Raw genomic sequence first — 26,440 nt, 5'->3', positions numbered from 1 at the left:
CCGTCCATCACATTGACATGCACGCGCCTTGACGCAACGCTGAGAGCGCTCTCAGACAGGTACGGACCACGGTCCGTACGGCCCCGACCCCCACACGGAGGTGGAGAGTGCTCGTACGACTCACACGCCGCGCGCTGCCCCTGACGGCCGCGACCGCCCTGGTCGGCGCGCTGCTCGCACTCGGCGCACCCGACCCGGCCGACGCCGCGGTGCCGGACACGATCGCCCTGACGGTGACCAACAACTCCGGCCGCGGCGACCCGGTGTACCTCTACGACCTCGGCACCCAGCTGTCCACGGGGCAGCAGGGCTGGGCCGACGCGAACGGCACGTTCCACGCCTGGCCCGCGGGCGGCAACCCGCCCACTCCGGCCCCCGACGCGGCCATCCCCGGCCCCGCCGCGGGACAGTCGAAGACGATCCGGATCCCCAAGTTCTCCGGCCGGATCTACTTCTCCTACGGCCAGAAGCTGGTGTTCAAGCTGGCCACCGGCGGGTTGGTGCAGCCTGCGGTGCAGAATCCCAGCGACCCCAACCGGGACATCCTCTTCAACTGGTCCGAGTACACGCTCAACGACGCGGGGCTGTGGCTGAACAGCACCCAGGTCGACATGTTCTCCGTGCCGTACGCGGTCGGCGTGCGGCGGGCGGACGGGAGCACGGGCACCACCGGACACCTCAAACCGGGCGGCTACGGCGCGGCGTTCAGCGCGCTGCGTGCGCAGTCGGGCGGCTGGGGCGGCCTGATCCAGACCCGCTCCGACGGCACGGTGCTGCGGGCGCTCTCGCCCGGGCACGGCCTGGAGACCGGTGCGCTCCCGGCGTCCGCCATGGACGACTACGTGAACCGGGTCTGGGACAGGTACACCACGCAGACGCTCACGGTCACGCCCTTCGGCGACCAGCCGAACACCAAGTTCTACGGCCGGGTCTCGGGCGGTGTCATGAACTTCACCGACGGCTCGGGCGCGGTGGTGACGAGCTTCCAGAAACCGGACGCGGACAGCGTGTTCGGCTGCCACAAGCTGCTGGACGCGCCCAACGACGCGGTGCGCGGGCCGATCTCCCGCACGCTCTGCGCCGGGTTCAACCGCTCCACGCTGCTGACCAGCGCGAACCAGCCGGACAACAATCCGGCGGGCTTCTACCAGGACGCGGTGACCAACCACTACGCCCGTGTCATCCACGGGCAGATGGCCGACGGCAAGGCGTACGCGTTCGCCTTCGACGACGTCGGCAACCAGGAGTCGCTGGTGCACGACGGCGACCCGCAGGAGGCGTACCTCACGCTGGACCCGCTCAGTTGACGCGACGGGCGTCCCGCACGCGGAGTGGTTCCGCGTGCGGGACGCCCTGTGCGGTGCGCGGTGCGTCAGCTGGTCGTGACGGCGGTGTCGTCCACCACGAAGCTGGTCTGGAGGGAGGAGTCCTCCACTCCGGAGAACTTCAGGGTGACCGTCGAGCCCGCGAAGGAGGACAGGTCGAAGGTCTTCTGGCTGTAGCCGGAGGCGGCGTTGACGTTCGAGTACGTCGCCAGGGTGGTCGAACCGGCCGTCACCGTCAGCTTGTCGTACTGCGTGCTGCCGGTCTCCGCGGTGTCGACGTGCAGGTAGAAGGTGAACGACGCCTTGCAGCCGGCCGGGATGGTCACCGACTGGGACAGGGTGTCGGTGTGGGTGGTGCCGTAGCCGTCCAGCCACGCCTTGTACGAACCGGTGCGCGCGGCTTCCCCGGTGTCGTTGGTGATCACGCCGGTGGTCGAGGTCCAGGTGGTGCTGCCGGACTCGAAGCCGGGGTTGCCGAGCAGCTGCGCCGAGGTGCAGGTGCCGCCGCCGGTGGAGTTCACCGTCCAGGTGAAGGAGGCCGTACCGGTGGCGCCCGTGGAGTCCTTGACCGTGACGGTGGTGCTGTTGCTGCCCGCCGTCGTGGGCGTGCCGGAGATCAGGCCGGTCGAGCCGTTGATCGACAGGCCGGCCGGCAGCCCGGTCGCCGAGTACGTGAGGGCTCCGCCGTTGGTGCTGCTCGCCGATATCTGCAGGTTCACGGCGGTGCCCACGGTGGACGACTGGCTGCCCGGGTTGGTCACCGAGACGCCGTTCGCGGGCGGAGTGATGTGGCTGCCCACGCCGATGCCGGCGAAGGCGTTGCCCACCCCGGCGTACTGGGCGGAGTTGGTGCCGTAGAGGGCGCCGGCCGCGTTGAGGGCGGCGGTGCGGGCCCCCGCGTAGTTGGTGCTTGACGTCATGTACGTGGTCAGCGCCTTGTACCAGATCTGCAGGGCCGCGGCCCGGCCGATGCCGGTGACGGCGACGCCGTCGGAGGTCGGGCTGTTGTACGTGACGCCGTTGATGGTCTTGGTGCCGCTGCCCTCGGACAGCAGGTAGAACATGTGGTTGGCCGGGCCCGAGGAGTAGTGCACGTCCAGGCTGCCGATGCCCGAGTACCAGCTGTCCTTGGACCCGCCGTCCTTGCTGGGCTGGTCCATGTAGCGCAGCGGGGTCCCGTTGCCGTTGATGTTGATCTTCTCGCCGATGAGGTAGTCACCGACGTCGGTGGAGTTGTTGGCATAGAACTCCACGCCCGTGCCGAAGATGTCGGAGGTCGCCTCGTTCAGGCCGCCCGACTCACCGGAGTACGTGAGGTTCGCGGTGGCCGAGGTGACGCCGTGGCTCATCTCGTGGCCCGCCACGTCCAGCGAGGTCAGGGCGTGGGTGTTGCCCGAACCGTCGCCGTAGGTCATGCAGAAACAGCTGTCGTCCCAGAAGGCGTTGACGTAGTTGGAGCTGTAGTGGACGCGGGAGTAGGCGCCCACGCCGTTGTTCTCGATGCCGTTGCGGCCGAAGGTGTTCTTGTAGAAGTCCCAGGTCTCCTGGGCGCCGTACGCGGCGTCGGCGCCCGCGGTCTGGGTGTTGGAGCCGGACCCCGTGCCCCAGACGTCGTCGGCGTCGGTCATCAGGGTGCCGGTGCCGGAGGTGCCGTTGTTGAGGCTGTAGGTCTTGTGACCGCCGCGGGTGGTGTCGTACAGCTGGTACGACGAACCGGACAGCGTCGTGTTCAGCGAGACGGTGCCGCTGTACTGGGTGTTGCCGGTGCCGGTCTTGATCGCCTGGTACCGGTTGAGTTCCTGGCCGGTCGTGGCGTCGGTGATGACGTGCAGCCGGCTGGGCGTGCCGTCGTCCTGGAGGCCGCCGATCACCGTCTCCCAGGCGAGCTTCGGTGTGCCGCTGCCGGCCCAGATCACCTTGCGGGCGCTGTCGGTGCTGGGCTGCTGCGCGTCGAGGGAGCGGGCGGCCTTGAGCGCCTTCGTCTCGGCGGCGGACTTGGCGAAGGCCGGCGTGGTGGAGGCGACCGCGATGGTGCGCTTGGTGTTGAAGGTGGTGCTCAGGGTGCCGGCGGCCAGGGAGGCCGGCGGGGTGTGCACGACGAGGTCGCCGCCGAGGACGGGGAGGCCGGCGTAGGTGCGCTCGTAACGGGTGTGCACGGTGCCGTCGTTGTCCTTGACGACATCCTTGACGACCAGTTTCTCCTTGGCGCCGAGGCCGAGGGTGCGGGCCGTCTCGGTGGTCTTGTCCTGGGCGTCCTTGATCAGTGCGGTGCGCTGGGCCGCGCTGAGCTTGGTCTCCAGGGCACCCGTGCGCAGGGCGCCGGGATGTGGGGCGGCGGGCTGGGCGGACACCGGAACGGACTGCATGCCGACGGCGAGGAACGCGGCGGCGGAGACCAGAGCGGCTCCGACCGTGGACCGTCTGTGGGGAAGGGGTCTCACTCGTACTCCTCCTGCTGCGGCCGCCTGGTCGCGGCCGGTGACAGTCCGGGCAGACGGGATGTGCTGTCCGGAGAGAGCTGAGCTGTGCGGGACCGTGGTCACGAAAGGACCATGGGGGATCCGCGCGGGGGGCGAGGGGAGGATTTCAGTTGTGACCCGACCATGTCACTACGGCTTCGACATTCGAGGGTTTTCCCTATCCGCAGGTCACGGCGGGCCTGCGGGACACCCCTAACCCTCGAAGGCCGGGTGAGAATACGGCCATGGACGACACGAGCGACGAGGTCCGCCAGGCGATCGCCGGCGAGCTGCAACTGATGGATCCGCGGGTGCGTGCCTCGCGGGAGCGTGCCGCGCGGCTGCTCGACCCGGAGTTCGTGGAGGTCGGCGGATCCGGGCGGCGCTGGACGTACGCGTCGACGCTCGCCGAACTGCCGGACCTTCCGGGCGCTTCGCCGGACGGCCCGCGCTACGAGCCCGGGGAGATATCCGGGGTACGGCTCGCGCCCGGCCTGGTGCACCTGACGTTCGAGACCGTGCTCGGCGAGCGCCGCACCAGGCACAGTTCGATCTGGCGCAGGGGACCGGGGGATACGGGTCTGCGCATGTACTACCACCAGGCCACCCGGGTACCGGCCGACGTGAACTGAGCGGACCGGGCGCGGTGATCGGCAGAGCGGCGCGGGGACGTGCGGGCGGCTGTCCGGCGGCCGGGTCGGCCACCTGGTGCGGGCGGGCGAACCGATCACACGCCCGCAATGTTCGCCTGCCACAATCGGGACAGAACTGACGTACGACCGCCGGAGGAGCCCGTGCCGCCCACCCCCCGTCCGCTGCGCAAGCTGGGCTTCCTCACCATCGGTCTGTTCGACGCGGCCGATCCGGGGCGGGGCCACGAGTCCACGCTGGGGATCATCGAACTGGGCGAGCGGCTGGGCTTCGACAGCGCCTGGGTGCGCCACCGCCATCTGCAGTACGGCATCTCCTCCCCGGTCGCCGTGCTGGCCGCCGCCTCGCAGCGCACCAGCCGCATCGAACTCGGCACCGCGGTCATCCCGCTCGGCTGGGAGAACCCGCTGCGGCTCGCCGAGGACCTGGCGACCGTCGACGTCCTGTCCGGCGGCCGTCTCAACCCGGGGGTGAGCGTGGGCCCGCCGAACCACTACGACCAGGTGAAGGACGCCCTGTACCCGGACACGGCGGACACCGAGGACTTTGGCTACGAACGGGTGCGCCGGCTCGTGGACTTCGTCCGCGGCGAGCCCGCCACCGGCTTCGCCGGGACCGAGGGCTTCGAGGTGTTCTCACCGACCGTGCAGCCGCACTCCCCCGGGCTCGGCCGCCGCCTCTGGTACGGCGGGGCCAGCCTGCGCTCGGCGCGCTGGGCGGGCGAGCACGGGATGAACTTCCTGACGAGCAGCGTCGTCAAGGCGGAGGAACCCGCCGGGCCGTGGGACTTCGCCGAGATCCAGCTGTCGCACATCCGTGAGTTCCGTGCCCATCACCCCGACCGCGACGCGGCCCGGGTCTCCCAGGGCCTGGTGGTGATCCCCACCGACTCCGCGACGCCCGAGCAGCGCGCGAAGTACGCGGCGTACGCGGCACAGCGGCTGCCCCGCACCGCCTCCCCGCAGGGTCCGGCGCGGCTGCTGTTCGCGCCGGACCTGGTGGGCAGCTCGGCCGAGATCGCCGAACGGCTGCACGCGCACGCCGCGTTCCGTGAGGTCGACGAGGTGGCGTTCGCGCTGCCGTTCACGTTCGAGCACGAGGACTACGTGCAGATCCTCACGGACATGGCGGCCCTGCTGGGCCCGGCGCTCGGCCGGCCGGCCGCCGTCTGACTCACCAGCGGCCCGCCCGGGTGCCGGTGACCGGCTCGGACGGCCTGCCGTCCACGCCCACCGGCACGTCACCGGCGAGCATGACCCGGTGCATGGTGCGCGGGAAGTCCAGGTGGGCGTTGTCGGACGGCGCGAGGTGGATGGTGGCCCGGTTGTCCCAGAAGGCCACGCTGCCCGGCTCCCAGCGGAAGCGGACCGTGTACTCGGGCCGGACCGCCTGGGCCAGCAGGAGTTCGAGCAGCGCGGCGCTCTCCGGCCGGGTGACGTCCACGATCCGCTCGACGTAGTAGCCGTTGACGTAGAGCACCCGCTCGCCCGTCTCCGGGTGGACCCGCACCAGCGGGTGCACGGAGGCCACCTGATGGTCCAGCAGATGACGCAGATAGGCGTCGTCACCCGGCCGGGACTGGTAGCCGACGCCGAGCCGGTGCTCGGCGCGCAGTCCGTCCACGAATGCCCGCACCGGTGCGGACAGTCCGGCGTAGGCGGCGGCCAGGTTGGACCAGGTGGTGTCGCCGCCGTACGGCGGGACGGTCTCGGCCCGCAGGATCGTCGCGGCGGGCGGGTCGATCCGGGTGCCGTGGTCGCAGTGCCAGCCGCGCAGCAAGGTGTGCCGGCGGCGCTCCAGCCACTCCTCGCGCTCCATGCCGTAGCGGCCGCCCAGCTCCAGCCGGTCGGCGGTGGTCTCCACCGCCGGATGGTCCGGCGGCGAGGCGCTGCCGCGCCGCCCGAGGACGACCGGCTCGCCGAAGCGGCGGGCGAAGGCGACATGGCCGGCGTGGTCCAAGCGCTGCCCGCGGAAGAACACCACCTTCCAGCGCAGCACCGCCGCCCGGATCAGGGCGACCACCGCCTCGTCGAGGCCGTCGGAGAGGTCGACGCCGGTGATCTCGGCACCGATGTGCCCGGCGACCGGCCGTACCTCGACCCCGGCCACCGGCTGTGCCCGCCGTCCCGTGTCCCTGTCCGTCGTCATGGCACCGTCCCGCCCGTCAGGTTGATCACCGCTCACCCTATCCATGACGCTGGGAGCAGGACACAGCCGAGGAAAGGTCCCACCGTGATCAGTATTCCGACGCACACGCTCAACGACGGTACGGCGCTGCCCGCCGTCGGTCTGGGCACCTGGCCGATGAGCGACGCGCAGGCCGAGCCGGCCGTGCGCGAGGCGCTGTCGGCCGGTTACCGCCTGGTGGACACCGCGACGAACTACCGGAACGAGACGGGCGTCGGCCGGGGCATCGCGTCCAGCGGCGTGCCCCGGGAGGAGGTCGTGGTGACCACGAAGCTCCCGGGCCGCCACCACGGCTACGAGGAGACCCTGGCCTCCTTCGAGGAGTCCCGGCGGCGGCTGGGGGTGGAGTACGTGGACCTGTACCTGATCCACTGGCCGCTCCCCCGCGTCGGCAAGTACGTCGACTCGTGGCGGGCGATGATCAAGCTGCGCGAGGACGGTCTCGTGCGATCCATCGGGGTCTCCAACTTCACTCCCGAGCACATCGGGCAGCTGGAGGAGAAGACGGGCGTGCTGCCGTCCGTCAACCAGATCGAGCTGCATCCGCTCTTCCCGCAGGACGAGCTGCGCGCGTTCCACGCGGGCAAGGGCATCGTCACCGAGAGCTGGAGCCCGCTCGGCCGGGACGGGGGCCTGCTGCTCACGGACCCGGCCGTGGTGTCGGTCGCCGAAGCGCTCGGGGTGACGCCCGCCCGGGCGGTGCTGCGCTGGCACGTCCAGCTGGGCGCGGTGCCCATCCCGAAGTCGGCCGACCCGGGCCGGCAGCGCGACAACCTCGACGTGTTCGGCTTCGAGCTGGACGACACCCAGATGTCCGCGCTCTCGGACCGCGCGCACCGGCGCCTGGGCGGGGACCCCGGGACCCACGAGGAGTTCTGAGCCGCCGCTCGGCCACCGCTCCCGCACGTGCCGCCGCGAGGCGTCCCGGTCCGGCCCGGGCACGCTGCGACGCACCGTGCACCGGCAGCCGCCGAGCCGGACGGACCGGCGGCGGGGCGCCGGCCGATCCGTCCGCCCGGTGCGTCGGCCTGGCCGGGCAGGGTACCCGGGCCGCGGGACGGCCGGACGGAGGGAGACGCACGTGGGTACCGACGACCGGCTGCGGACGTACCGCGGCAAGCGGGACTTCCGGCGGACCCGTGAGCCGTCCGGCGCGGCGGCCCGCACGGCGGGCGGGCCCCGGTTCGTGGTGCAGATCCACGACGCCCGCCGGCTGCACTTCGATGTCCGGCTTCAGGTGGGCGACGTGCTGAAGTCCTGGTCGGTGCCGAGGGGCCCGTCCGCCGATCCGGGGGACAGACGGCTGGCCGTGCCCACCGAGGACCACCCGCTGGAATACGAGTACTTCGAGGGCGTGATCCCGCGGGGCGAGTACGGGGGCGGGACGGTGATCGTCTGGGACCGGGGGACGTACGAGCCGCTCAGCCACGACCGCGCCGGCCGGCCGGTCGACTTCGCCAGGTCGCTGGCCGACGGACACGCCACGTTCCGGTTGTACGGCGCCAAGCTGCGGGGCGAGTACGCCCTGACCCGGTTCCGGGGCCGTGACGGGGAGTACGCCTGGCTGCTGGTCCGGACGGGTCCGGGCCGGTCCGGCGGGCACGGCACCCCGGACCCGCGCCGGGCGCGTTCGGTCCGCACCGGACGGACCCTCGCCCAGGTCGCCGCCGCGGACGACGGCCCGGTCCACTGATCATTCCCCGGGCAGTGGCCGTTCCGCCCAGATCGTCTTGCCGCCGGCCGTCTGCCTGCTGCCCCAGCGCTGGGTGAGCTGGGCCACCAGCAGGAGCCCCCGGCCGCCCTCGTCGAAGGCGTGCGCCCGGCGCAGATGCGGCGATGTGGAGCTGCCGTCGGAGACCTCGCAGATGAGCGCGCGGTCACGGATCAGCCGCAGCCGGAAGGGCGGCTCACCGTAGCGGATCGCGTTGGTGACGAGTTCACTGACGACCAGCTCGGTGACGTAGGCAGCCTCCTGCAGTCCCCAGACGGCCAGCTGGTCGGTCGCCGCCTGCCGGGCGGTGGCCACGTGCGCGGGGTCGGGCGGCACGTCCCAGGTGGCCACCCGGTCGGCGCCCAGTGCCCGGGTGCGGGCCAGCAGCAGGGCCACGTCGTCGCCGGGCTGCTCGTCCAGGGCCGCCTTCAGCAGGGTGTCGCAGAGGGTGTCAAGCGAGTCCGCGGGGGTGTTCAGGGCCTGGAGCAGCTCACCGGTCCCCCGGTCCACGTCGAGGGCACGGTCCGCCACGAGGCCGTCGGTGTAGAGGGCGACGACCGAACCCTCCGGCAGTTCGAGTTCCGTCGCCTCGAACGGCAGGCCGCCGACGCCCAGGGGCGGGCCCGCCGTCATCCGCACGAGTTCCGCGTCGGCGCCAGGCCGCAGGACAGCCGGTACCGGGTGGCCCGCGGCGGCCAGCGACAGGCGGCGCGAGACGGGGTCGTAGACGGCGTACAGGCAGGTCGCGCCCAGTTCGGCGACCTCGCCGTCGTCCCCGTCCGCCGCGAGGTGGGTGACGAGGTCGTCCAGGTGGGTCAGCAGTTCGTCCGGGGGCAGGTCCACGTCGGCCAGGGTCCGTACGGCCGTACGCAGCCGGCCCATGGTGGCCGAGGACTGGATGCCGTGGCCCACCACGTCGCCGACGACCAGGGCGACCCGGCTGCCGGAGAGCGGGATCACGTCGAACCAGTCGCCGCCGATGCCAGCCAGCGACCCGCAGGGCAGATAGCGGTGGGCCACGTCGACCGCCGCCTGGTCGGGCAGGCCGCTGGGCAGCAGGCTGTGCTGGAGAGCGAGGGCCGTGCCGCGTTCGCGGGCGAAACGGCGGGCGTTGTCGATGCAGACGGCGGCGCGGCTCGCCAGTTCCTCCCCGAACGCGGCGTCGTCGCCGCCGAAGTTCTTCGGGTGCTGCCGGCGCACGGCGACCATCACGCCGAGCGCGGTGCCGCGCGCCCGCAGCGGCACCGCGAGCATCGAGTGGACGCCCTGGCGGTAGCCGCCGCGGTCCGGGGAGCGCGCGTTGCGTTCTTCGAGCCACCGGACCAGGTCCGGATCGCCCTCCTTGCTGAACACCACCCGGCCCTCGCGCAGGGCCCGGGCCGGTGGGCAGTCCTCCGGGCAGGGGTCCTGGTCGCCGGGCTCGACGACGGCCTCGGGGGTGCCTTCGGTGACGGAGATGTGCGCGACGCGGTGCAGCACGAACGCGCCGTCCGGCATCGCGGGCGGCTGCTGGTCCGTGCCGAGCACCCAGTCGAGCAGGTCCACGCTGGCGAAGTCGGCGAACTGCGGGACCAGGAGTTCCACCAGTTCCTCAGCGGTGCGGACGACGTCCAGAGTGGTGCCGATGCTGGCCGCCGCCTCGTTGAGCAGGGCCAGTCGCTGCCGTGCCCAGTACTCCTCGCTGTTGTCGAACGCGGCCAGCGCCACGGCGCTCGGCTCGCCCTCACCGTCCGTGAGGGGCCACATCTCGATGTTCCACGCCTGCTGCTGGGCCAGGCCGGGCGTGCTCGAAAAGGTCTCGTAGCGGACCGGTTCGCCGGTCTCCACGACCTGGCGCAGATGGCGCAGGAAGCCGCAGTTGTACCCGGACTCCTCCGTGCTGTCCAGGTAGTACCGGCCGAGCAGTGCCTCCTCGGGCAGGCCGAGGACCTTGCAGGCGACTTCGTTGACGCGGAGGTAGTGGTGCCCGGTGTCGTAGACCGACATCGACATGGACGCCTGCTGGAACGCCTGCTCGGCCAGGCTCGGACCGGCCGGCTCGGGCGGGTCGGCGGTGATCACGAATCCGGCGGGCCGCCCGGCCGGGCCGAGTACGGGACAGGCGGTGAGGGCCACCTCGACGCGGTGGCCGTCAAGGTGGCGGAGGGCGACGACTCCGGTCTGCGCCTCGACGGTCCCGGGCGGTATCTCCTCGGCGAGCAGCCGGGTGGCAGGTCTGCCCACGATCTCCGCGGCCGGATGACCGGTCAGCTTCTGCGCGCCCTCGCTCCACCCCGTCACCGTCCCGAGGGCGTCGACCACCGCCGTGGCCGCGAGATGCTCCATATGCCCCAGGATGATCCCATCGTCCCCGTGCTTCAAGCGCGGGGCGGGGCGGCCTCACGCCCGGAGGGCACGCAGCGCGGCCAGGGCGCGGTCGGCGTGGCTGTTCATGCGCAGCTCGCTGCGGACCACCTCGACGACGGTGCGGTCCGGGGCGATGACGAAGGTGACCCGCCGGGTGGGGGCCGGCGTGAAGCCGCGCAGGACGCCGAACCGCTCGCGGACCGCGCCGTCGGGGTCGGCGAGCAGCGGCATGCCGAGGGTGTGACGTCCGGCGAATTCCTGCTGGCGTTCGACGGAGTCGCCGCTGATGCCCACCGGGCGCGCGCCGACCGCGGCGAATTCGGCGGCCAGGTCACGGAAGTGGCACGCCTCGGCGGTGCAGCCGGCCGTCAGTGCCGCCGGGTAGAAGAACAGCACCACCGGCCCGTCGGCGAGCAGCTCGGACAGCCGGCGCACCGTGCCGGTCTCGTCCGGCAGCGCGAAGTCCTCGATCGTGTCGCCGGCGCGCACTCGGTCCGTCATCGTCGTCCCTCCGGTTGTCACACTGGCAGTTCCGCTGGTAGTTCCACTGGTCATCTCTCCGTCCGGTCTCCGGCCGCTGTCCGCGGTGCGGGCGACGCCGCGGGACCGGGGCGGCCGACGGGTTCGGCGGGCCTTCGCGCGGGGCGACGGCCGCCGGCGGGGCGGGGCGCCGGTCCGCGGTCCGCGGTCCGCCCCACGTTCGCGCGCGACTCCCCGGCGAGGAGAGCCGCGGGGGCGGGCACCGGGAAGGCGCGGCGCGCTCAGGCCGGGGCCGGCGAGGGGCCGCTCTCCTGGCCGGGCTCGTCCTCTTGGGAGCGGGCGAGGAAGTCGTCGACCATGCGGTGGAAGAGGGTGGCCAGCTGCCGCAGGTCCTCGGGCTTCCAGTCGGACAGGGCGAGCTGCATGCCCCGCGCCCCCGCGTCCCGGACCCGCCCGATGGCCTCCCGGCCCTCGTCGGTCAGCTCGATCCGCTGGGCCCTGCGGTCCTCCGGGTCCGGAACCCGGCTGACGTAACCGAACCTCTGCAGTTGTTGCACCGTACGCGTCACGTGGGACGCCTCGACGCCCAGCCGCTGGGCCAGTTCTCCCGGTCGCAGCGGCTCGGAGTCCGCGATCTGCCGCAGCAGCGCCACCGCGGCACGGTCCAGCGGTACCCCGGCCACCGCCATCATCCGGTCGTGCTGCCGGGTCCGGGTGCTCAGATACGTGATGCGGGAGAGCGCGCGCTCGATCTCGACGACCTCCGCAGAGGCCGCCGGGGGGAGGGGCGGCGGTTTCGAGGACATGTTCGCCACTTTAGCACATCGTTGCGTAACTCAAGTAATTTGGACCTGTCCGTCCGGCCCTGTCCACGCCGGGTGCGGACCCGCCGGACGACAGGCCGTCGACGGGCGGTCCGTCCCGGGCACGTCCCGGGTGTCCCGCGGGACGCGGGAACGGCTTTCCGGCCCCTCACCACGGAAACGCTGGCTGTCGTGATCACGCCCCGTGGTCACGAGAACGAATGCCCGGAGGTTTCCATGATCCGACGGACCGTGAAGAACGGCCTGCTGGCCACGGTCGCGGCGCTCGCACTCCTGCCCGCGGCGGCCTCTACCGCCGAGGCGGGCCAGACCGCACCGCTCCCCGCGCCCACCGCCGCGGCCCCCCAGTACACCCTCCCCGCACCGCTGCCCGCCCCCGTCCGGCACACGCCGGCGAAGCACCGCGCCACGCACCGGCGGGGACCGGCCGTCCCGGGGCGCAGCACGCGCCGTACGCCCGTCACGGGGCGTGTGATCACGCACCACGTCCGGCTGAACGTCCGCTCCGGCCCGGGCACCGGCTACCGCGTGGTCGGCCACCGCCACGGCAACCGGCTCGTGCGGCTCGTCTGCCGGACGCGCGGTTCACGGGTGCTCGGCACCCGCACCTGGTACCGGCTGGCGCACCACAGGGGCTACGTCTCCGCCCGCTACGTGCGGAGCGGCGCCGCGCTGCCGTGGTGCTGACGCCGCCGGTCCGCCGTAGGCCCTGATCCCCGAGGCCCGTTCGGGAGCCACGCGTTCCCGAACGGGCCTTCGACCTGTCGCCGCCTCACCTTTCTCCTGTCTTCACCACCGGTTGGGCCGTGCCCCACCCGGGAAGCCATTCCGACAACAGGGGCGAACCGCCCATAGTGGCAAGGGAGTCGAGGAACGCACCATGCGGCAGCCGCCATCCCCCGGACCCATCTCCGACGACGAGCCGCTGGCGGTGCGGCTGCGCGCGCTCAAGGACGGTACGGGGCTGAGCCTGGCGGCGCTGGCCGCCCGCACCCCGTACAGCAAGTCCGCCTGGCACCGGTACCTGACCGGCGTTCAGCGCCCGCCCCGCTCGGCCGTCGAAGCGCTCGCCCGGCTCGCCGGCACCGACCCCGGACCCGTCGTGGCCCTGTGGGCGTCCGCCGAGGGCCCGCCGGCCCCGGAGGCGCCCGCGGCACCCGCCGCGGCCGGCCGGTCCCGCCCGCCGTGGACCCGGTCGCCGGGACTGCCGTTGTCCGCGCTCGCGCTGCTCGCCGTGGCCGCCGCGACGGCCGCCGTCTTCGCCATGTCCGGCCGGACCGGACCGGCGGGGGCGCGGACCGTGGCGGCGGCCCCCGGCTGCCACGCGACGTCCTGCCGGGGCGTCCTGCCCGACGCGTCGGCCTGCGCACGGGACGCGCGCACCGAGAGCGCCGTGTCCGGCCTCGCCTACGACGTCCGGCTGCGCTACTCACCCGCCTGCGGCACCGCCTGGTCGGAGGTGCGGGTGCGCTCCCCACACACCCGGGAGGTGTCCGTGCGGGCCGGCCAGGACGTGCTGTCGGCGACCTATTCGGCCGCGGACCCCGCCGGGTACACCAGCCCGATGCTCGCGGTGCCGTCGGCCCGGGGCGTGGAGGCGTGCGCGGAGGTGGACGGCAGACTGGCCTGCACGGGCCTGTACGCCGAGGAACCCGGGGAGGACGCGGACCTCCCGGCGCCGCGATGACCGATCCCGACCGCCCGAGCGGGAGCATTCGCTTGCTTGACTCAAGTAAGCCACATAGGGTTGCCTGACTCACGCAAGACACCTCCGGGCAGGGGGTTTCCTTCCGCGGTGGATCCCCTGCCCGCCCGGCGCACGGGCTCCCGCCGGGCCGGACAGCAGAGCCGACGCGCCCGCCCACGGCAGCTCCGCCGTGGGCGTCCCGAAGCCGGGGCCGTCCTGAGCGGCGGCGGTCCCGGGTGCCGGACCCGTGGGGACGGGGGCCGGCGCCGTCCTCGGGTGCGGCGCCGGGCCGGGAGACCGCCCCGGCGCCGCACCCGAGGCACCCTCCCGGCCCGGCGGAGCGCCGGAGGCGGCACCGAGCCGGGCCCGTTCAGGGGAACCGGCGGGGAAAGGCGCGTGAGCGCACGGGGCGCGGTCGACACCTTCTGCCGTGACCGCGACCCTCCCGGTGATCCCGCCGATGCTCGCCACTCCCGGCAAGCTGCCGCCCGCCGCCCAGGACTCCCGCTGGGCCTACGAGACCAAGCAGGACGGCCAGCGCGTCATGGCCTACCTGCCCGGCGACGGCACCCTCCTGCTGCGCGCCCGCTCGGGCGAGGACATCACCGGCGCCTATCCCGAACTGCGCCCGCTGGCCGGTGCCCTGGGCACGATCCCGGCGATCCTGGACGGCGAGGTACTGGCCCTCGACGAACACGGGCGCGCCGACTTCCAGTTGCTGCAGAGCCGCATGGGTCTGGCGCACGCCCCGGCCCGGGCGGCGCGCCGGGCGGCCCAGGTCCCCGTCCACCTCGTGCTGTTCGACCTGCCGCACCTGGACCGTCCCCTGCTCACGCTGCCGTACGCGCAGCGCCGGAGCCTGCTGACGGAGTCGGGACTGGAGGGACCGCACTGGTCCACCCCGGCCGCCGTCGTCGGGCACGGCGCCGAGGCGCTGCGCGCCACCCGGGAGCACGGCCTGGAGGGGCTGGTGTGCAAGCGGCTGGACTCGGTGTACGAACCGGGCGTGCGCTCCCGCGCCTGGATCAAGATCCGCAACCTGCGCACCGCTGACGTCGTCGTCGGCGGCTGGCTGCCCGGCAAGGGGCGGCTCGCGGGCCTGCCCGGCGCGGTGCTCGTGGGTCAGCGTGCCGCCGGGCGGCTGCGCTACGTCGGCGGGGTGGGCACCGGCTGGAGCGACGCCGAACGGACGGAACTGGCCGCGCTGCTGCGGGCCGCGGAGACCGGCGTGTGCCCCTTCGACCCGGTCCCGCGGATCGCCGGGGCCCACTGGGTGCTGCCCCGGCTGGTCGGCGAGGTCGGCTACAGCACCCGTACCCGGTCGGGGCTGCTGCGCCAGCCGTCCTGGTACCGGCTGCGCCCGGACCTCGCGCCCGAGGAGTCGGCGGCCGACCTGCCCGGCGACGCCGAGTGACGGGAGTGCCGGGAGGCAAGTGTTGGGCGGGGCTTCACCACCGGGACGCCCGGGCCGTCTTGGCAAGGTGCCGGGCGGCCAGGATCCTGAACTCCCCCACTTCATATCGCAGTTGGAGGACGCAGTGTCGTCACGGACGTTCCGTACCGGGCCCGGGCGCTGGCTGGCCGGGCTGGCCGGTGCCGCCGCCCTCGTGATCGCCTTCCCCGCCGTCGCCTTCGCCGCCCCGCCGCCGGCGCTGCCCGCCAACGCGGAGGCGGCGGAGTTCACGTTCCAGCCTGCCTTCGACTACGACACCGACGGCTGCTACTCGACGGCCGCCATCGGCCCGGACGGCACCGTCAACCCCGGCCTGAACCCGACGGGCGCCCTCAACGGCAACTGCCGCGACGCCTCCGACCTGGACGACACCAACACGTACTCGCGCTACAAGTGCAACAACGGCTGGTGCGCCTACCTGTACGGCCTGTACTTCGAGAAGGACCAGGCGATCCCCGGCATCAGTCTCGGCGGCCACCGGCACGACTGGGAGCACGTCGCGGTGTGGGTGCAGAACGGCCAGGTGCAGTACGTGTCGACGTCCAACCACGGTTCGTTCACCGTGCACCCGGCCTCCGAGGTCCGCTTCGAGGGCACGCACGCGAAGATCGTCTACCACAAGGACGGTGCGAGCACCCACTGCTTCCGGCTGGCCAACACCAACGACGAGCCGCCGGAGAACCACAAGGGCACCTGGCAGTATCCGCCGCTGGTCGGCTGGAACGGCTACCCGGCGGGCCTGCGCGACAAGTTGAGCGCGTACGACTTCGGCAGCGCCAACTTCGGCCTGAAGGACAGCGCCTTCGCCTCGCACCTCGCCTCGGCCAAGCCGTCCGGTATCGCGTTCGACCCGAACGCCTGAGCGTCCGGTCGGCGGGTCCTGGCTCCCGTCCGGGCGGGAGCCAGGGCCTGGCCGGGCGGGACGTTCTCGCGCGGCGCCCGAATCCGCCCGGCCCACGCCCACGTCCGTGGCCGGGTGCCGCCTCGCCCGGCGGCCGGCGGGCAGGGGAGCCCGCCAGGAGGGTCTATCGTGTCTCCATGGCCGTCCCGGAACTCATCCGTATCGTCTCCCGTGACTCACCGATGGCGCTGGCCCAGGTGGAACGCGTCCGCACCGAGCTGACGGCGCGGTATCCGCAGGTGCGCACCGAGGTCGTACCGGTGAAGACGACCGGTGACAAGTGGCTGGGCGTCCTCTCCCAGGTCGAGGGCAAGGGTGCGTTCACCAAGGAAGTGGACGCCGCTCTGCTGGCAGGTCAGGCCGATCTCGCGGTGCACTGCGTCAAGGACGTGCCGGCCGACCGGCCGCTGCCGGCGGGCACGGTGTTCGCCGCGTTCCTGAAGCGCGACGACATCCGGGACGCCCTCGTCCATCCGGACGGCCTCACCCTCGACGAACTCCCGGCGGGCACCCGCGTCGGCACCTCCGCGGTGCGCCGCATCGCCCAGCTGGCCGCCACCCACCCGCACCTGGAGTGCGTGCCGTTCCGCGGCAACGCCAACCGGCGGCTGGCGAAGCTCGCTGCCGGAGAGGCCGACGCGCTGCTGCTGGCGGTGTCCGGTCTCGAACGGATCGGGCGGTCCGACGTGATCAGCGAGGTGCTGTCGCCGGAGACGATGATGCCGCCGATCGGCGCGGGCATCCTCGCCCTGCAGTGCCGCGAGGACGACACCGGCCTGATCGACGCCGTCGGCGCGCTCGGCGACCCGGACACCCACCGCGAGGCCACGGCGGAGCGCATGTTCCTGCATGTCCTGCAAGGCCACTGCAACAGCCCGATCGCCGGTCACGCGCACGCGGACCGGGGCGGCGAGCTGTCCCTGCGGGCCTGCGTGTTCACCCCCGACGGCAAGACCCGGCTGAACGCCCACGAGTGGGCCGGCCGGCTCGATCCCGCCACGCTGGGCACCTCGGTCGCGGTGTCCCTGCTGCGGCAGGGCGCCCGCGAGATCATCGACGGCATCCCGCACTGACCGCACCCGCACCGGATCGCCGGGACGCCGCTCAGGCGGTGTCCGGCTCCGCCTGGTCCCGCAGGAACACGGTCACCTGATGAGCCAGGCCGCCCGGTGCGGCACCGGCCGCGGGGGCCGCGGCCGGCCCCTCCGCCAGTCCGATGCCGCCCGTCCACAGCCGGCGGTCGGTCCACTCGTCGTCGACCCGCAGCTGCACCTGGACGTCCACCTGTGACAGGCACGCCTCCTGACCGGCCGCGTACAGCACGGCCGTGGCACGGCGCAGCGGATAGACGTCAAAACCCTCGATGAACCGCGAGTTCCGCCAGTCGACGAACGCGCCCTCCCCGTCGGGGCCGATCCGGACGTCGAGCTGGCCGTCCTCCAGTTGTACGGAGCAGTGCTGTTCGCCGCGGTTCTCGACGGTCACCCGGACACTGAAGTACGTCAGCCCGGCGGCTGCCTCGTCGCGTCCGTGCGGGGGCTCCACCGCCTCCAGACGGTGGACGCGGACCCGCAGACCGGCATGCTCGTCGTACTCGTGCCAGTCCCCGACCACGTTCGGCTCGTACACAGTGCCCCTCTCGACCACCCCGGAGAGCTGCTGTCTATCTGTGCGCTGAGCACACTGTCAAATGAGCGGAATGCGCCTTGGCCAGGCGATTCGCACCCTTTGATCATTGATCAAGCGTTGGACAGGAGGAATCCCCCGCGGCGGGTGGCGGGGTGCCCGGCCGTGCGTGCCGTACATCACGTCGGACGCAAGATCGGCGCGGCCGGACGGATCAGCGGGCCAGTCGGCCCAGCAGGGACGAGGCCGCGGTGATGCCGGCGGCGCCGGCGACCGCCAGGACCCCGAAGTCGAGGGCCACGTGGGACGAGGTGCCCAGCAGCAGGCCGCGCAGGGCGTCGACTTCGTAGCTGAGCGGGTTCACCTTGCTGACCGCCTGGAGCCAGCCGGGCATGACGGACACCGGGTAGAGGGCGTTGGAGCCGAAGAACAGCGGCATCGTGATCGCCTGCCCGAAGCCCATCAGCCGGTCCCGGCTCAGCACGATGCCCGCGATGGTCATCGACAGGCAGGAGAAGAAGGCGGAGGCGAGGATCACGACCAGCGCGACGCCGAGCAGCTTCAGCGGGTTCCAGGTGAGCCCGACCCCGAGGAGCGCGGCGATGACGATGACGACGACGGCCTGGATCAGGGACTTCACGCCGGACGCGAACGCCTTGCCGGTGACGAGTGCCGAGCGCGGGGTCGGGGTCACCAGGAGCTTGTTCAGGATGCCGGCGTCCCGTTCCCAGATGATCTGGATGCCGTAGAAGATGGCGATGAACATCGCGGACTGGGCGATGATGCCGGGCGCCATGTAGTCGATGTAGGGGATGCCGCCGGTGGGTATCGCCCGGATCCGGGTGAACGTCTGGCCGAAGATCAGCAGCCACAGGGCGGGCTGGATCGCCCTGGTGTACAGCTCGGTGCGGTCGTGGGCCAGCTTCTGCAGTTCGACGGCGCACATCGCGACGACCCGGGCGGGCAGCAGCCGCCAGCCGGCGCGGGGCTGCGGCGGGCGCAGCAGCAGACTGGTGCCGGCGTCGAGCGCTCGGTCAGCCGAGACGGCCGGCGGTGCGGCGGGTGCTTCGGACATCGCGGAAACCTCCTGACTGGTCGTCGAGACCGCTGCCCGCGACGTCCCGGAAGACGTCCTCCAGCGTGGGCAGCGTGTCCGTGGCCGGCGCGCCCTCGGCGCGACGGCGTTCGCCGAGCCCCTGCCGCAGTTCGGCCGGGGTGCCGAGGGCCTGGACGCGGCCGCGGTGCATGAGGCCGATGCGGTCGCAGTACTGGTCGGCCTCGTCCATGTAGTGGGTGGTGACCAGGACGGTCATGCCGGTGACCGCACGGACGGCGTTGATGTGCTCCCACACGCTGGTGCGGGCGATCGGGTCGAGACCGATCGTCGGCTCGTCGAGGATCAGCAGCCGGGGCGCGCTGACCAGGGCCTGGGCCAGTTCCAGCCGGCGGACCATGCCGCCGGAGTAGGTGCGCGCCAGCCGGTCGGCGGCGTCGGCGAGGTCGACGGCGGCCAGCGCCTGGGCGACCCGTTCGGCGCGCTCGCGGCGGGGGATGTCGAAGACCCTGGCGAACAGGGCGACGTTCTCCCGGCCGGTGAGGCTGCTGTCGGCGGACAGTTGCTGGGGGACGTAGCCGAGCAGGCGGCGCACCGCCATCCGTTCGGCGGCCGGATCGTGGCCGAAGACCCGGACCATGCCGGCGGACACCGGCAGGAGTGTGATGATGCAGCGGATCGCCGTCGTCTTTCCGGCGCCGTTGGGGCCGAGCAGCCCGAAGACCTCGCCCTCCCCCACGGACAGGTCGAGCCCGTCCACCGCCTTGGTCTCACCGAAGGTGTAGGTGAGTCCGGTGCAGGTGATGGCCTCGGCGGGGCCGGCGATGGTGTCGCGCGTCATGTTTCCTCTGCCTCCTCGTGCAGGGTGACGGCCAGCCTGCGCAAGGCCGGGAGCGCGGCGCGCAGGGCGTCGCGCTCCGCCTCGGTCAGGCGGGAGACGTGCCGGTCGACCAGGGCGACCCGGCGGCGCTGCCAGTCGCGCAGCCGGTTGCCGGCCGCCTCGGTGAGCCGCAGGCGGGCGGCCCGCCGGTCGGACGGGTCGGTCTCCCGGACCAGATGGCCGTCCTTGACGAGCTGGTTGACCAGGGTTGACACGGAGTTGCCCGCCAGGTGCAGTTCCCGGGCGGCCTCCTTGATGCCGATGCCTGGCCGGGTCTCGACCAGGCGGAGCAGCTCCACCTCGGCACCGCGCAGGCGGGGGCCGCTCGTCCCGCTCCGCAGCCGGCGCCGGATCAGTCGCTGGATCCCGCCCAGAGCGCTGCCCAGCTCCTCGGAGAGGCACTCTGCCGCGGCGCGGTCCGCCTGCTCGTGATTCGTTTCCGGGCGATCCGTTTCTGGGTGATCCGTTTCCACGCAGAAAGATTATCTCTGCTACAGAGGTATTTCTCCCACGAAAACTCCAAGGGCAAGTCAAGAGAGCCGCACCTTTTATCACTCTTTAGGCTGATTTGTTTGGTCGTGCCGGGTGACGGGAATCGGGAGGGAAGTGCTTCGGACAGGAGGCACGTCCGTGGGGGATGGTGCTCCGGACCGCCCCGGAACCCTCCGATCGGTCCGAACGCGCGTCTCCCCACGCTGTCCGTCCATCCGGCACGCTGAGGGAGGTGCGCACCCATGACGGGTACCACCACCAGGGCGAAGTCCCATCCGCACGATGACGCTCCGGACACCGCGGCCGCCTTCGAACGGCTCGCGGCACTGCCCGAGGGCCCGCGGCGCCGGGCGCTGCGCGACGAACTGGTCCAGGTCTGGCTGCCCATGGCCGAACGCATCGCCGTCCGCTTCCGTGGCCGCGGCGAGGCGCTGGAGGATCTGTACCAGGTGGCGTCGCTGGGCCTGGTCAAGGCCGTCGACCACTACGATCCGGCGCGCGGCCGCGCCTTCGAGGCGTACGCGGTGCCGACCGTCACCGGCGAGATCAAACGCCACTTCCGCGATCACATGTGGACCCTGCACGTGCCGCGCCGGGTCCAGGACCTGCGCAACCGGGTGCGCGGTGCCGTGAAGGAGCTGGCGACGGCGGGGCGGATGCCCACCATCGCCGAGATCGCCGAGCACACTCGGCTGACGGAGGCGGAGGTACGCACGGGCATGGAGGCCCTGGAGTGCTTCTCGGCGCTGTCGCTGGACGCGGAGACGCCCGGCGTGGACGGCCACTGTCTCGGCGACACCCTCGGTGGGCCGGATCCGGGATTCGACCTGGTCGTCGACCGGGCGGCCGTACGGCCCTGTCTGCAAGCGCTGCCCGAGCGCGAGCGCACCATCCTGTACCTGCGGTTCTTCCGCGGCATGACGCAGAGCCGGATCGCCAGTCAGCTCGGCATCTCGCAGATGCACGTCTCCCGGCTGATCAGCGGCTGCTGCGACCGGCTGCGCGAGGAACTGCTCTCCGAGCCGGGCTGAGCCCGGCCGGACCGGCCCGCGGGCCGGGGCTCACTCCACGGGTGCCCCCGGGATCTGGGTCGGCCCGTACCGGTCGAGCGCGTCCTCCAGTTCGGTGCCGATCTCCGAGGGCATGTCTCCCGTACGCCCCCAGACGAGGATGAGTTCGGCGACCTGGCGCAGCTTGATGTTCGTGTGCTGCGAGACCTCCTTCAGCACGGCCCATCCCTCGTCGGGGGTGACCCGGCCCAGCGCGACCACCATGCCGATCGCCTGGTCCACGACGGCGTGGGAGGTGACGGCTTCCTTCAGCTGATCGACTTCTTCCTGCAGCTCCAGGAACCGGTCAGGTTCGTGGTCACCCATCCATCCATCGTCGTCACCCGACCGGCCCCCTGCCACCGGGGTGCTCGACAGGCACGGGATCGGCCTCCGGTTGGACACTGGTGGCAGACCGGTGTCCATCGGTCCACGAGATCAGGACGCGACCGCGATGAACCATGACACGACCCTCCCCGGCGGACCGGAGAAGAAGAACGTCATCTCCACCCGCTCCGTGTTCGGTGCGCCGTGCTGGGTGAGTCTGACCAGCCGCGACCTGCACGCCACGACCGCCTTCTACTCGGCGGTGCTGGGCTGGCAGTGGCGTGGCGTCCGGCTCGGCGAACACTTCCGGATCGCGCTGGCGAACGGGGTGCCGGTCGCCGGGATCGCCGCGGTCGCCTCCATGTGGCACATGGCGGTGGCATGGACGCCGTACTTCGCCGTTCGGGACGCGGACGTGGTCGCGAGCCGGACCCGGGAGCGCGGTGGCACGGCCGCGGTCGGGCCGCTGTCCCTGCCGCCGGGGCGGGCGGCGCTGCTCGCGGACCGGGACGGAGCGACCTTCGGGATCTGGGCGGGCGACCTGGTCTCCAACTGGGAGTCGTGGCGCCGGGCGGCACCGACCTTCATCCGGCTGCACACCCGCAACGCGTTCGACGCGGCCCTCTTCTACGGTGAGATCCTCGACTGGACCTCGGACCGCTCCGGCTGCTGCGAGGTGGAGTACGAGGGCGGCGAGGTCGTGCTGCGCAGCCGGGGTGCGGTCGTGGCGCGCATCGACTCGGGCGCGGTGGAGGCCGCGCCCGATCCCACGGTCCGGCCGCACTGGCAGATCCACTTCTTCGTGGCCGACGTGGCGGCCTGCTGCCGGGACGCGGAGAGACACGGGGGCAGCGTGCTGCGTGAGGAGGAGGCCGAGGCGATTCTGCGGGATCCGGACGGGGCGCAGTTCACGGTGACCTCTCGGCGTGAGCGGTGACGGTGCGCTCCGCTTTTGGGGTGGGGTGGGGCGGCGCCTGGCGTGGTTGGTTCGTGTTCGGCTGCGGGCGCATCGTGGCTGGGCGCGCAGTTCCCCGCGCCCCTGGCGGGGCGCGCCTGTCGGGGGCAGGGGCGGTCGGAGGGGCGGGTTCAGTCGGTGGGGGTGCGGGAGGGCCTGGACAGGAGTACCAGGCTGCGGGCCTCCACGCGCAGTCCGGTGTTCGCCTTCCGCTCTCGTTCGTCCGGGATGCCGTCGGGGTCGGCGGTGTCGATCAGGGTGGTCCAGCGCTCGCCGTAGGCGGCGTCGGGCAGGCGGAAGCCGACCGGTTCCCAGTAGCTGTTGAGCAGCAGCAGGAACGAGTCGTCGATCACCCGCCGCCCGTAGGGGTCGTGTTCGGCGATGGCGTCGCCGTTGAGGAAGACACCGACCGAGTGCGCGTCGGAGCGCTGCCAGTCCCGGTCGGTCATCTCGCGTGCGTCGGGCAGCAGCCACACCAGGTCGGGCAGCGGCTGTCCGGCATGGGTGGCCGTGTCACCGCGGAAGAAGCGGCGCCGGCGCAGGACGGGGTGGGCGGCGCGCAGGCCGACGACGTACCGGGTGAAGTCCGCGAGGCCGCGCTGCGCGCCGGTGAGCCGCCAGTCGATCCAGGACACCTCGCTGTCCTGGCAGTAGGCGTTGTTGTTGCCGCCCTGGGTGCGGCCGAGTTCGTCGCCGTGGCACAGCATCGGGATGCCCTGCGACAGCAGCAGCGTGGCCAGGAAGTTGCGCTGCTGGCGGGCGCGCAGTTCGAGGACGGCCGGGTCGTCGGTTTCCCCTTCGACTCCGCAGTTCCAGGACCGGTTGACGCTCTCGCCGTCCCGGTTTCCCTCGCCGTTGGCCTCGTTGTGCTTGTCGTTGTACGAGACGAGGTCGCGCAGGGTGAAACCGTCGTGCGCGGTCACGAAGTTGACGCTGGCCCGGGGGCGCCGCCTGCTGTGCGCGTACAGGTCCGAGGAGCCGGTGAGCCGCGAGGCGAACTCGCCGAGCGCGCCCGGCTCGGCCCGCCAGAAGTCCCGCACGGTGTCCCGGTACTTGCCGTTCCACTCCGACCACAGCGGCGGGAAGTTCCCGACCTGGTAGCCGCCCTCCCCCAGGTCCCAGGGCTCGGCGATGAGCTTGACCCGGCTGATCACCGGATCCTGCTGGATCAGGTCGAAGAACGCCGACAGCCGGTCCACCTCGTGGAACTGCCGGGCCAGGGTCGCCGCGAGGTCGAAGCGGAAGCCGTCGACGTGCATCTCGGTGACCCAGTACCGCAGCGAGTCCATGATCAGCTGGAGCACGTAGGGGTGCCGCATCAGCAGGCTGTTGCCGGTGCCGGTGGTGTCGTAGTAGTGCGCCCAGTCGCCGTCCACGAGGCGGTAGTAGGAGGCGTTGTCGATGCCGCGGAAGGAGAGCGTGGGGCCGCGCTCGTTGCCCTCGGCGGTGTGGTTGTAGACCACGTCGAGGATCACTTCGAGTCCGGCCGCGTGCAGCGCCTTCACCATCGCCTTGAACTCGTTGACCTGCTGGCCGCGGGTGCCGAACGCGGCGTAGCCGTTGTGCGGCGCGAAGTAGCCGATCGTGTTGTAGCCCCAGTAGTTGGACAGTCCGCGGTCCTGGAGCACGCCGTCCTGCACGAACTGGTGCACCGGCATCAGCTCGACGGCGGTCACGCCCAGCGAGGTCAGGTGCTCGACGACCGACGGGTGGGCGAGCGCCGCGTAGGTGCCGCGCAGCCGCTCCGGGACGTCCGGGTGCGTGCGGGTCAGTCCGCGTACGTGCGCCTCGTAGATGACGGTCTCCGCGTACGGCCGTCCCGGCGGGCGGTCCTCGCCCCAGTCGAAGTACGGGTCGGTCACCACGCCCAGCATGGAGTGTCCGGTGCTGTCGGCGGGGGCCGGGCCGGAGGGGGCGCGTTCGTAGAGCGAGGGGTGGTTGTCGATCTGCCCGTCGACGGCGCGTGCGTACGGGTCGAGGAGCAGCTTCGCCGGGTTGCACCGGTGGCCGAGGCCGGGGTCCCAGGGTCCGTGCACCCGGTAGCCGTAGCGCCTGCCCGGACCGACGCCGGGCACATGACCGTGCCACACGAACCCGTCGACCTCGGTCAGCGGAACCCGGGTCTCGGCGCCCGCGTCGTCGACCAGGACGAGGTCGACGCGTTCGGCGACCTCGCTGAAGAGGGCGAAGTTGGTGCCCTGCCCGTCGAAGGCGGCGCCCAACGGGTAGGGGTGCCCGCTCCACACGGGCACCCCTTTCCGGGACCGCTTCGCCGTCACCGGGCGCCCGCCAGGGCGGCCTGCGCGGCGACCGCCGGGGTGGCCAGGGCGGGGACCTGCATGGCGCGTGGCACCTTGCGCATGTGGCGCAGGCTGGGGGCCGGGGCGGTCGGCACCAGCGGGACGCGTTCGCCGGCGCGGGCGCGCTGCGAGAACCAGATGATCTTGCTGCCGGTCTCCGACGCACAGCACCCCCAGCCGTCGCTCATCGCCGCGATGCGTGCCAGGCAGGCCCGCAGATCCAGGTCGGGACGCAGATCACGGTCGTCGTCGCCGACGGCCGTGATGAGGTGCTGACCGTTCCACCACATCTCGATCGACGCGCGTTTGTCCGTGGCGTGTTCGTCGATGGCGCGCAGCAGCAGTTCCGCGCCGCTGCGGACGGGGGCCACCAGGTTCTCCAGGTCCCAGTGGCGGAGATGGGCGGCCAGGATCCGGCTGACCTGACCCACACGCTCGGGGCTGACTTCCACGTCGAGGTGGTAGTAGCAGGGCACTGCGGTCTTCATCGTCGCTTGCTCCCTCGCCGGCGAGACTCCGCTCGTCACCGCCCCCCATGGGCATGGGCCCCGATCACGGAGCGTCGAGCGCTGGTCGCTTCTGAGTCAGATCCACAGTGGCCGCACTACGCCATTCGTGCAACACGAGCGCATCCGGGTGGTTGAAGAACCAACAAGACGCTGCGTGTCCGTCCGTGCACCATTAGTGAAATGCCTCGATCGCCGTAACGGACCCGTGCCACTCCGTGCCCGGAGTCCACCCGACCGTCGGGAGACGCGCCCAGTCGAGAGCGTGGAGGGTGAACAGGGCCATGCTGCTACCCGCTGAGGCCGAGGTGGCCAGGCAGTTGCGGCGGTACCGGACGTGGGAACGCGCCATGCTCGCGGCGCCGTCCGACCGGGCGGCGCGGGCCATGTTCGAGGACTCGGGCCACACCCTCTGCGTACTCATGGGCAAGCGCTGCGCCCGGGAGGCCGCGGACGCCGCCGAACACTATCTGCGCGGCGGCACGGAGGGCCGGCCGCGCGAGCGGGGCGCGCGTCCACGGCACAAGGGCGGGGTCCGGCGGGCGCCGCCGGCGGGGCGGCGTTCCAGGGTGGCGAGGCACTGAAGTTCCCCGGTTCACCGGATCCACAGCCGGGCCCGGGGCCCGGCTTCACGCACGGCGGAGGTGAGACCCATGCAGGCGACTCCGGCCATCGGCCGCATCCCGGTACGCGACGTCCGGCCGGCCGTGGAGTGCGGCAGGCGCCCGGCGAAAGCGGTCGTCGGGGAGACGTTCCAGGTCTCCGCGACCGTCTTCCGCGAAGGCCATGACGCCCTCGGCGCCAACGTGGTGCTCACCGACCCGCTGGGCCGGCGCGGTCCGTGGACGCCGATGCGTGAGCTGGCCCCCGGCACGGACCGCTGGGGCGCGGACGTCACCCCGGACGCGATGGGCCACTGGACCTACCACGTGGAGGGCTGGAGCGATCCCGTGGGCACCTGGCGGCGCGTCGCGGGTGTCAAGATCCCGGCGGGCATCGACACGGGGCTGGTCCTGGAGGAGGGCGCGGAGCTGTACGCGCGGGCCGCCGCCGGGGTGCCGGAGGGGCCCGACCGGGCCCGGGTGCTGGCCGCCGCCCGGTCCCTGGACGACGACTCGCTCCCGCTGCGGGAGCGGCTGGGGGCGGCGCTGGCGCCGGAGGTGGACGAGGTCCTGGCCCGCCACCCGCTACGGGAACTGGTCACCGCCTCCGACCCGCTGCCCCTCC

At 72.4% G+C, this 26,440-nt stretch carries 26 protein-coding genes; 14 read left to right on the top strand and 12 right to left on the bottom strand.

Features of this window, described 5'->3' with window-relative positions:
* Window positions 1-107: 107 nt before the first annotated feature.
* Window positions 108-1,307 (top strand): glycoside hydrolase family 64 protein, encoded by a 1,200-nt coding sequence (locus ACFY2B_RS31620; protein ID WP_390766488.1) that lies wholly within the window; start codon window positions 108-110, stop codon window positions 1,305-1,307.
* A gap of 65 nt (window positions 1,308-1,372) precedes the next feature.
* On the opposite strand, the gene ACFY2B_RS31615 is transcribed toward ACFY2B_RS31620, so the two are convergent.
* A complete protein-coding gene (locus tag ACFY2B_RS31615) occupies window positions 1,373-3,766 on the bottom strand; it encodes a M4 family metallopeptidase (protein ID WP_390766487.1) in 2,394 nt (797 codons plus the stop codon).
* Window positions 3,767-4,029: 263 nt separating this feature from the next.
* Here ACFY2B_RS31615 and ACFY2B_RS31610 point away from each other — a divergent pair, with 263 nt between their 5' ends.
* Together ACFY2B_RS31610 and ACFY2B_RS31605 are read left to right on the top strand one after the other, a co-directional pair.
* On the top strand, window positions 4,030-4,416 hold the full coding sequence (locus ACFY2B_RS31610) for a DUF4440 domain-containing protein (RefSeq protein WP_390766486.1): 387 nt from the start codon (window positions 4,030-4,032) through the stop codon (window positions 4,414-4,416).
* A 162-nt stretch (window positions 4,417-4,578) separates the two neighbouring features.
* Window positions 4,579-5,607, top strand: a complete 1,029-nt coding sequence (locus ACFY2B_RS31605) for an LLM class flavin-dependent oxidoreductase (RefSeq protein ID WP_390766485.1) — start codon at window positions 4,579-4,581, stop codon at window positions 5,605-5,607.
* A 1-nt stretch (window position 5,608) separates the two neighbouring features.
* Here the strand turns inward: ACFY2B_RS31605 and ACFY2B_RS31600 are convergent, their stop codons facing one another.
* The gene (locus ACFY2B_RS31600) at window positions 5,609-6,583 is read right to left on the bottom strand and encodes a TauD/TfdA dioxygenase family protein (RefSeq protein WP_390766484.1); all 975 of its coding nucleotides are present in this window, start codon (window positions 6,581-6,583) and stop codon (window positions 5,609-5,611) included.
* 84 nt (window positions 6,584-6,667) lie between these two features.
* On the opposite strand from ACFY2B_RS31600, the gene ACFY2B_RS31595 reads away from it, so the two are divergent.
* Both ACFY2B_RS31595 and ACFY2B_RS31590 read left to right on the top strand, forming a co-directional pair.
* Entirely contained in the window at window positions 6,668-7,501 is an 834-nt protein-coding gene (locus ACFY2B_RS31595; protein ID WP_390766483.1) for an aldo/keto reductase, read from the top strand.
* Between the two features lie 202 nt (window positions 7,502-7,703).
* Entirely contained in the window at window positions 7,704-8,315 is a 612-nt protein-coding gene (locus ACFY2B_RS31590) for a DNA polymerase ligase N-terminal domain-containing protein (protein ID WP_390766482.1), read from the top strand.
* Here ACFY2B_RS31590 and ACFY2B_RS31585 read toward each other — a convergent pair whose 3' ends face one another.
* The 3 genes from ACFY2B_RS31585 to ACFY2B_RS31575 form a co-directional block, all read right to left on the bottom strand.
* Entirely contained in the window at window positions 8,316-10,658 is a 2,343-nt protein-coding gene (locus ACFY2B_RS31585) for a SpoIIE family protein phosphatase (RefSeq protein ID WP_390766481.1), read from the bottom strand. It abuts the gene before it with no gap.
* A gap of 54 nt (window positions 10,659-10,712) precedes the next feature.
* Window positions 10,713-11,180, bottom strand: coding sequence for a peroxiredoxin (locus ACFY2B_RS31580; protein ID WP_390766480.1), 468 nt, complete (start codon window positions 11,178-11,180; stop codon window positions 10,713-10,715).
* 260 nt (window positions 11,181-11,440) lie between these two features.
* Window positions 11,441-11,965 (bottom strand): MarR family winged helix-turn-helix transcriptional regulator, encoded by a 525-nt coding sequence (locus ACFY2B_RS31575; RefSeq protein WP_390766479.1) that lies wholly within the window; start codon window positions 11,963-11,965, stop codon window positions 11,441-11,443.
* A gap of 234 nt (window positions 11,966-12,199) precedes the next feature.
* On the opposite strand from ACFY2B_RS31575, the gene ACFY2B_RS31570 reads away from it, so the two are divergent.
* From ACFY2B_RS31570 to hemC, 5 genes are all read left to right on the top strand, one after another.
* Window positions 12,200-12,670 (top strand): SH3 domain-containing protein, encoded by a 471-nt coding sequence (locus tag ACFY2B_RS31570; protein WP_390766478.1) that lies wholly within the window; start codon window positions 12,200-12,202, stop codon window positions 12,668-12,670.
* Window positions 12,671-12,863: 193 nt separating this feature from the next.
* Entirely contained in the window at window positions 12,864-13,670 is an 807-nt protein-coding gene (locus tag ACFY2B_RS31565) for a DUF2690 domain-containing protein (protein ID WP_390766477.1), read from the top strand.
* A gap of 460 nt (window positions 13,671-14,130) precedes the next feature.
* Entirely contained in the window at window positions 14,131-15,084 is a 954-nt protein-coding gene (locus tag ACFY2B_RS31560) for an ATP-dependent DNA ligase (RefSeq protein ID WP_390766586.1), read from the top strand.
* Between the two features lie 124 nt (window positions 15,085-15,208).
* A complete protein-coding gene (locus ACFY2B_RS31555) occupies window positions 15,209-15,985 on the top strand; it encodes an NPP1 family protein (RefSeq protein WP_390766476.1) in 777 nt (258 codons plus the stop codon).
* A gap of 176 nt (window positions 15,986-16,161) precedes the next feature.
* Window positions 16,162-17,097 (top strand): hydroxymethylbilane synthase, encoded by a 936-nt coding sequence (gene hemC / locus ACFY2B_RS31550; RefSeq protein ID WP_390766475.1) that lies wholly within the window; start codon window positions 16,162-16,164, stop codon window positions 17,095-17,097.
* A gap of 31 nt (window positions 17,098-17,128) precedes the next feature.
* On the opposite strand, the gene ACFY2B_RS31545 is transcribed toward hemC, so the two are convergent.
* The 4 genes from ACFY2B_RS31545 to ACFY2B_RS31530 form a co-directional block, all read right to left on the bottom strand.
* On the bottom strand, window positions 17,129-17,653 hold the full coding sequence (locus tag ACFY2B_RS31545) for a hypothetical protein (protein WP_390766474.1): 525 nt from the start codon (window positions 17,651-17,653) through the stop codon (window positions 17,129-17,131).
* A 211-nt stretch (window positions 17,654-17,864) separates the two neighbouring features.
* A complete protein-coding gene (locus ACFY2B_RS31540; protein ID WP_390766473.1) occupies window positions 17,865-18,725 on the bottom strand; it encodes an ABC transporter permease in 861 nt (286 codons plus the stop codon).
* Window positions 18,685-19,545, bottom strand: coding sequence for an ABC transporter ATP-binding protein (locus ACFY2B_RS31535; RefSeq protein WP_390766472.1), 861 nt, complete (start codon window positions 19,543-19,545; stop codon window positions 18,685-18,687). Before ACFY2B_RS31535 ends, ACFY2B_RS31540 begins: the two co-directional genes overlap by 41 nt.
* Window positions 19,542-19,970, bottom strand: coding sequence for a MarR family winged helix-turn-helix transcriptional regulator (locus ACFY2B_RS31530; protein WP_390766585.1), 429 nt, complete (start codon window positions 19,968-19,970; stop codon window positions 19,542-19,544). Before ACFY2B_RS31530 ends, ACFY2B_RS31535 begins: the two co-directional genes overlap by 4 nt.
* 348 nt (window positions 19,971-20,318) lie before the next feature.
* On the opposite strand from ACFY2B_RS31530, the gene ACFY2B_RS31525 reads away from it, so the two are divergent.
* Complete coding sequence (locus ACFY2B_RS31525; RefSeq protein WP_390766471.1) at window positions 20,319-21,107, top strand: RNA polymerase sigma factor SigF; 789 nt, start codon at window positions 20,319-20,321, stop codon at window positions 21,105-21,107.
* Window positions 21,108-21,137: 30 nt separating this feature from the next.
* Here the strand turns inward: ACFY2B_RS31525 and ACFY2B_RS31520 are convergent, their stop codons facing one another.
* A complete protein-coding gene (locus ACFY2B_RS31520; protein WP_390766470.1) occupies window positions 21,138-21,452 on the bottom strand; it encodes an ANTAR domain-containing protein in 315 nt (104 codons plus the stop codon).
* A 127-nt stretch (window positions 21,453-21,579) separates the two neighbouring features.
* On the opposite strand from ACFY2B_RS31520, the gene ACFY2B_RS31515 reads away from it, so the two are divergent.
* The gene (locus tag ACFY2B_RS31515; protein WP_390766469.1) at window positions 21,580-22,389 is read left to right on the top strand and encodes a VOC family protein; all 810 of its coding nucleotides are present in this window, start codon (window positions 21,580-21,582) and stop codon (window positions 22,387-22,389) included.
* Between the two features lie 149 nt (window positions 22,390-22,538).
* On the opposite strand, the gene glgX is transcribed toward ACFY2B_RS31515, so the two are convergent.
* Together glgX and ACFY2B_RS31505 are read right to left on the bottom strand one after the other, a co-directional pair.
* Window positions 22,539-24,659 carry a glycogen debranching protein GlgX gene (glgX, locus tag ACFY2B_RS31510; protein WP_390766468.1) on the bottom strand — a complete coding sequence of 707 codons (2,121 nt, stop codon included), beginning with the start codon at window positions 24,657-24,659 and terminating at the stop codon, window positions 22,539-22,541.
* A 23-nt stretch (window positions 24,660-24,682) separates the two neighbouring features.
* A complete protein-coding gene (locus ACFY2B_RS31505; protein ID WP_390766467.1) occupies window positions 24,683-25,195 on the bottom strand; it encodes a pep a2 in 513 nt (170 codons plus the stop codon).
* 302 nt (window positions 25,196-25,497) lie between these two features.
* On the opposite strand from ACFY2B_RS31505, the gene ACFY2B_RS31500 reads away from it, so the two are divergent.
* Complete coding sequence (locus tag ACFY2B_RS31500) at window positions 25,498-25,797, top strand: DUF5133 domain-containing protein (protein WP_390766466.1); 300 nt, start codon at window positions 25,498-25,500, stop codon at window positions 25,795-25,797.
* Window positions 25,798-25,866: 69 nt separating this feature from the next.
* Window positions 25,867-26,440, top strand: a 574-nt coding sequence (locus tag ACFY2B_RS31495) for a maltotransferase domain-containing protein (RefSeq protein ID WP_390766465.1), incomplete at its 3' end; no start/stop codon positions are given.

It is taken from the genome of Streptomyces sp. NPDC001270 (assembly GCF_042896695.1).
GTDB lineage: Bacteria > Actinomycetota > Actinomycetes > Streptomycetales > Streptomycetaceae > Streptomyces.
Note: the sequence above shows the minus strand (reverse complement) of the source record. Positions and strands in the feature narration are given on the sequence as shown.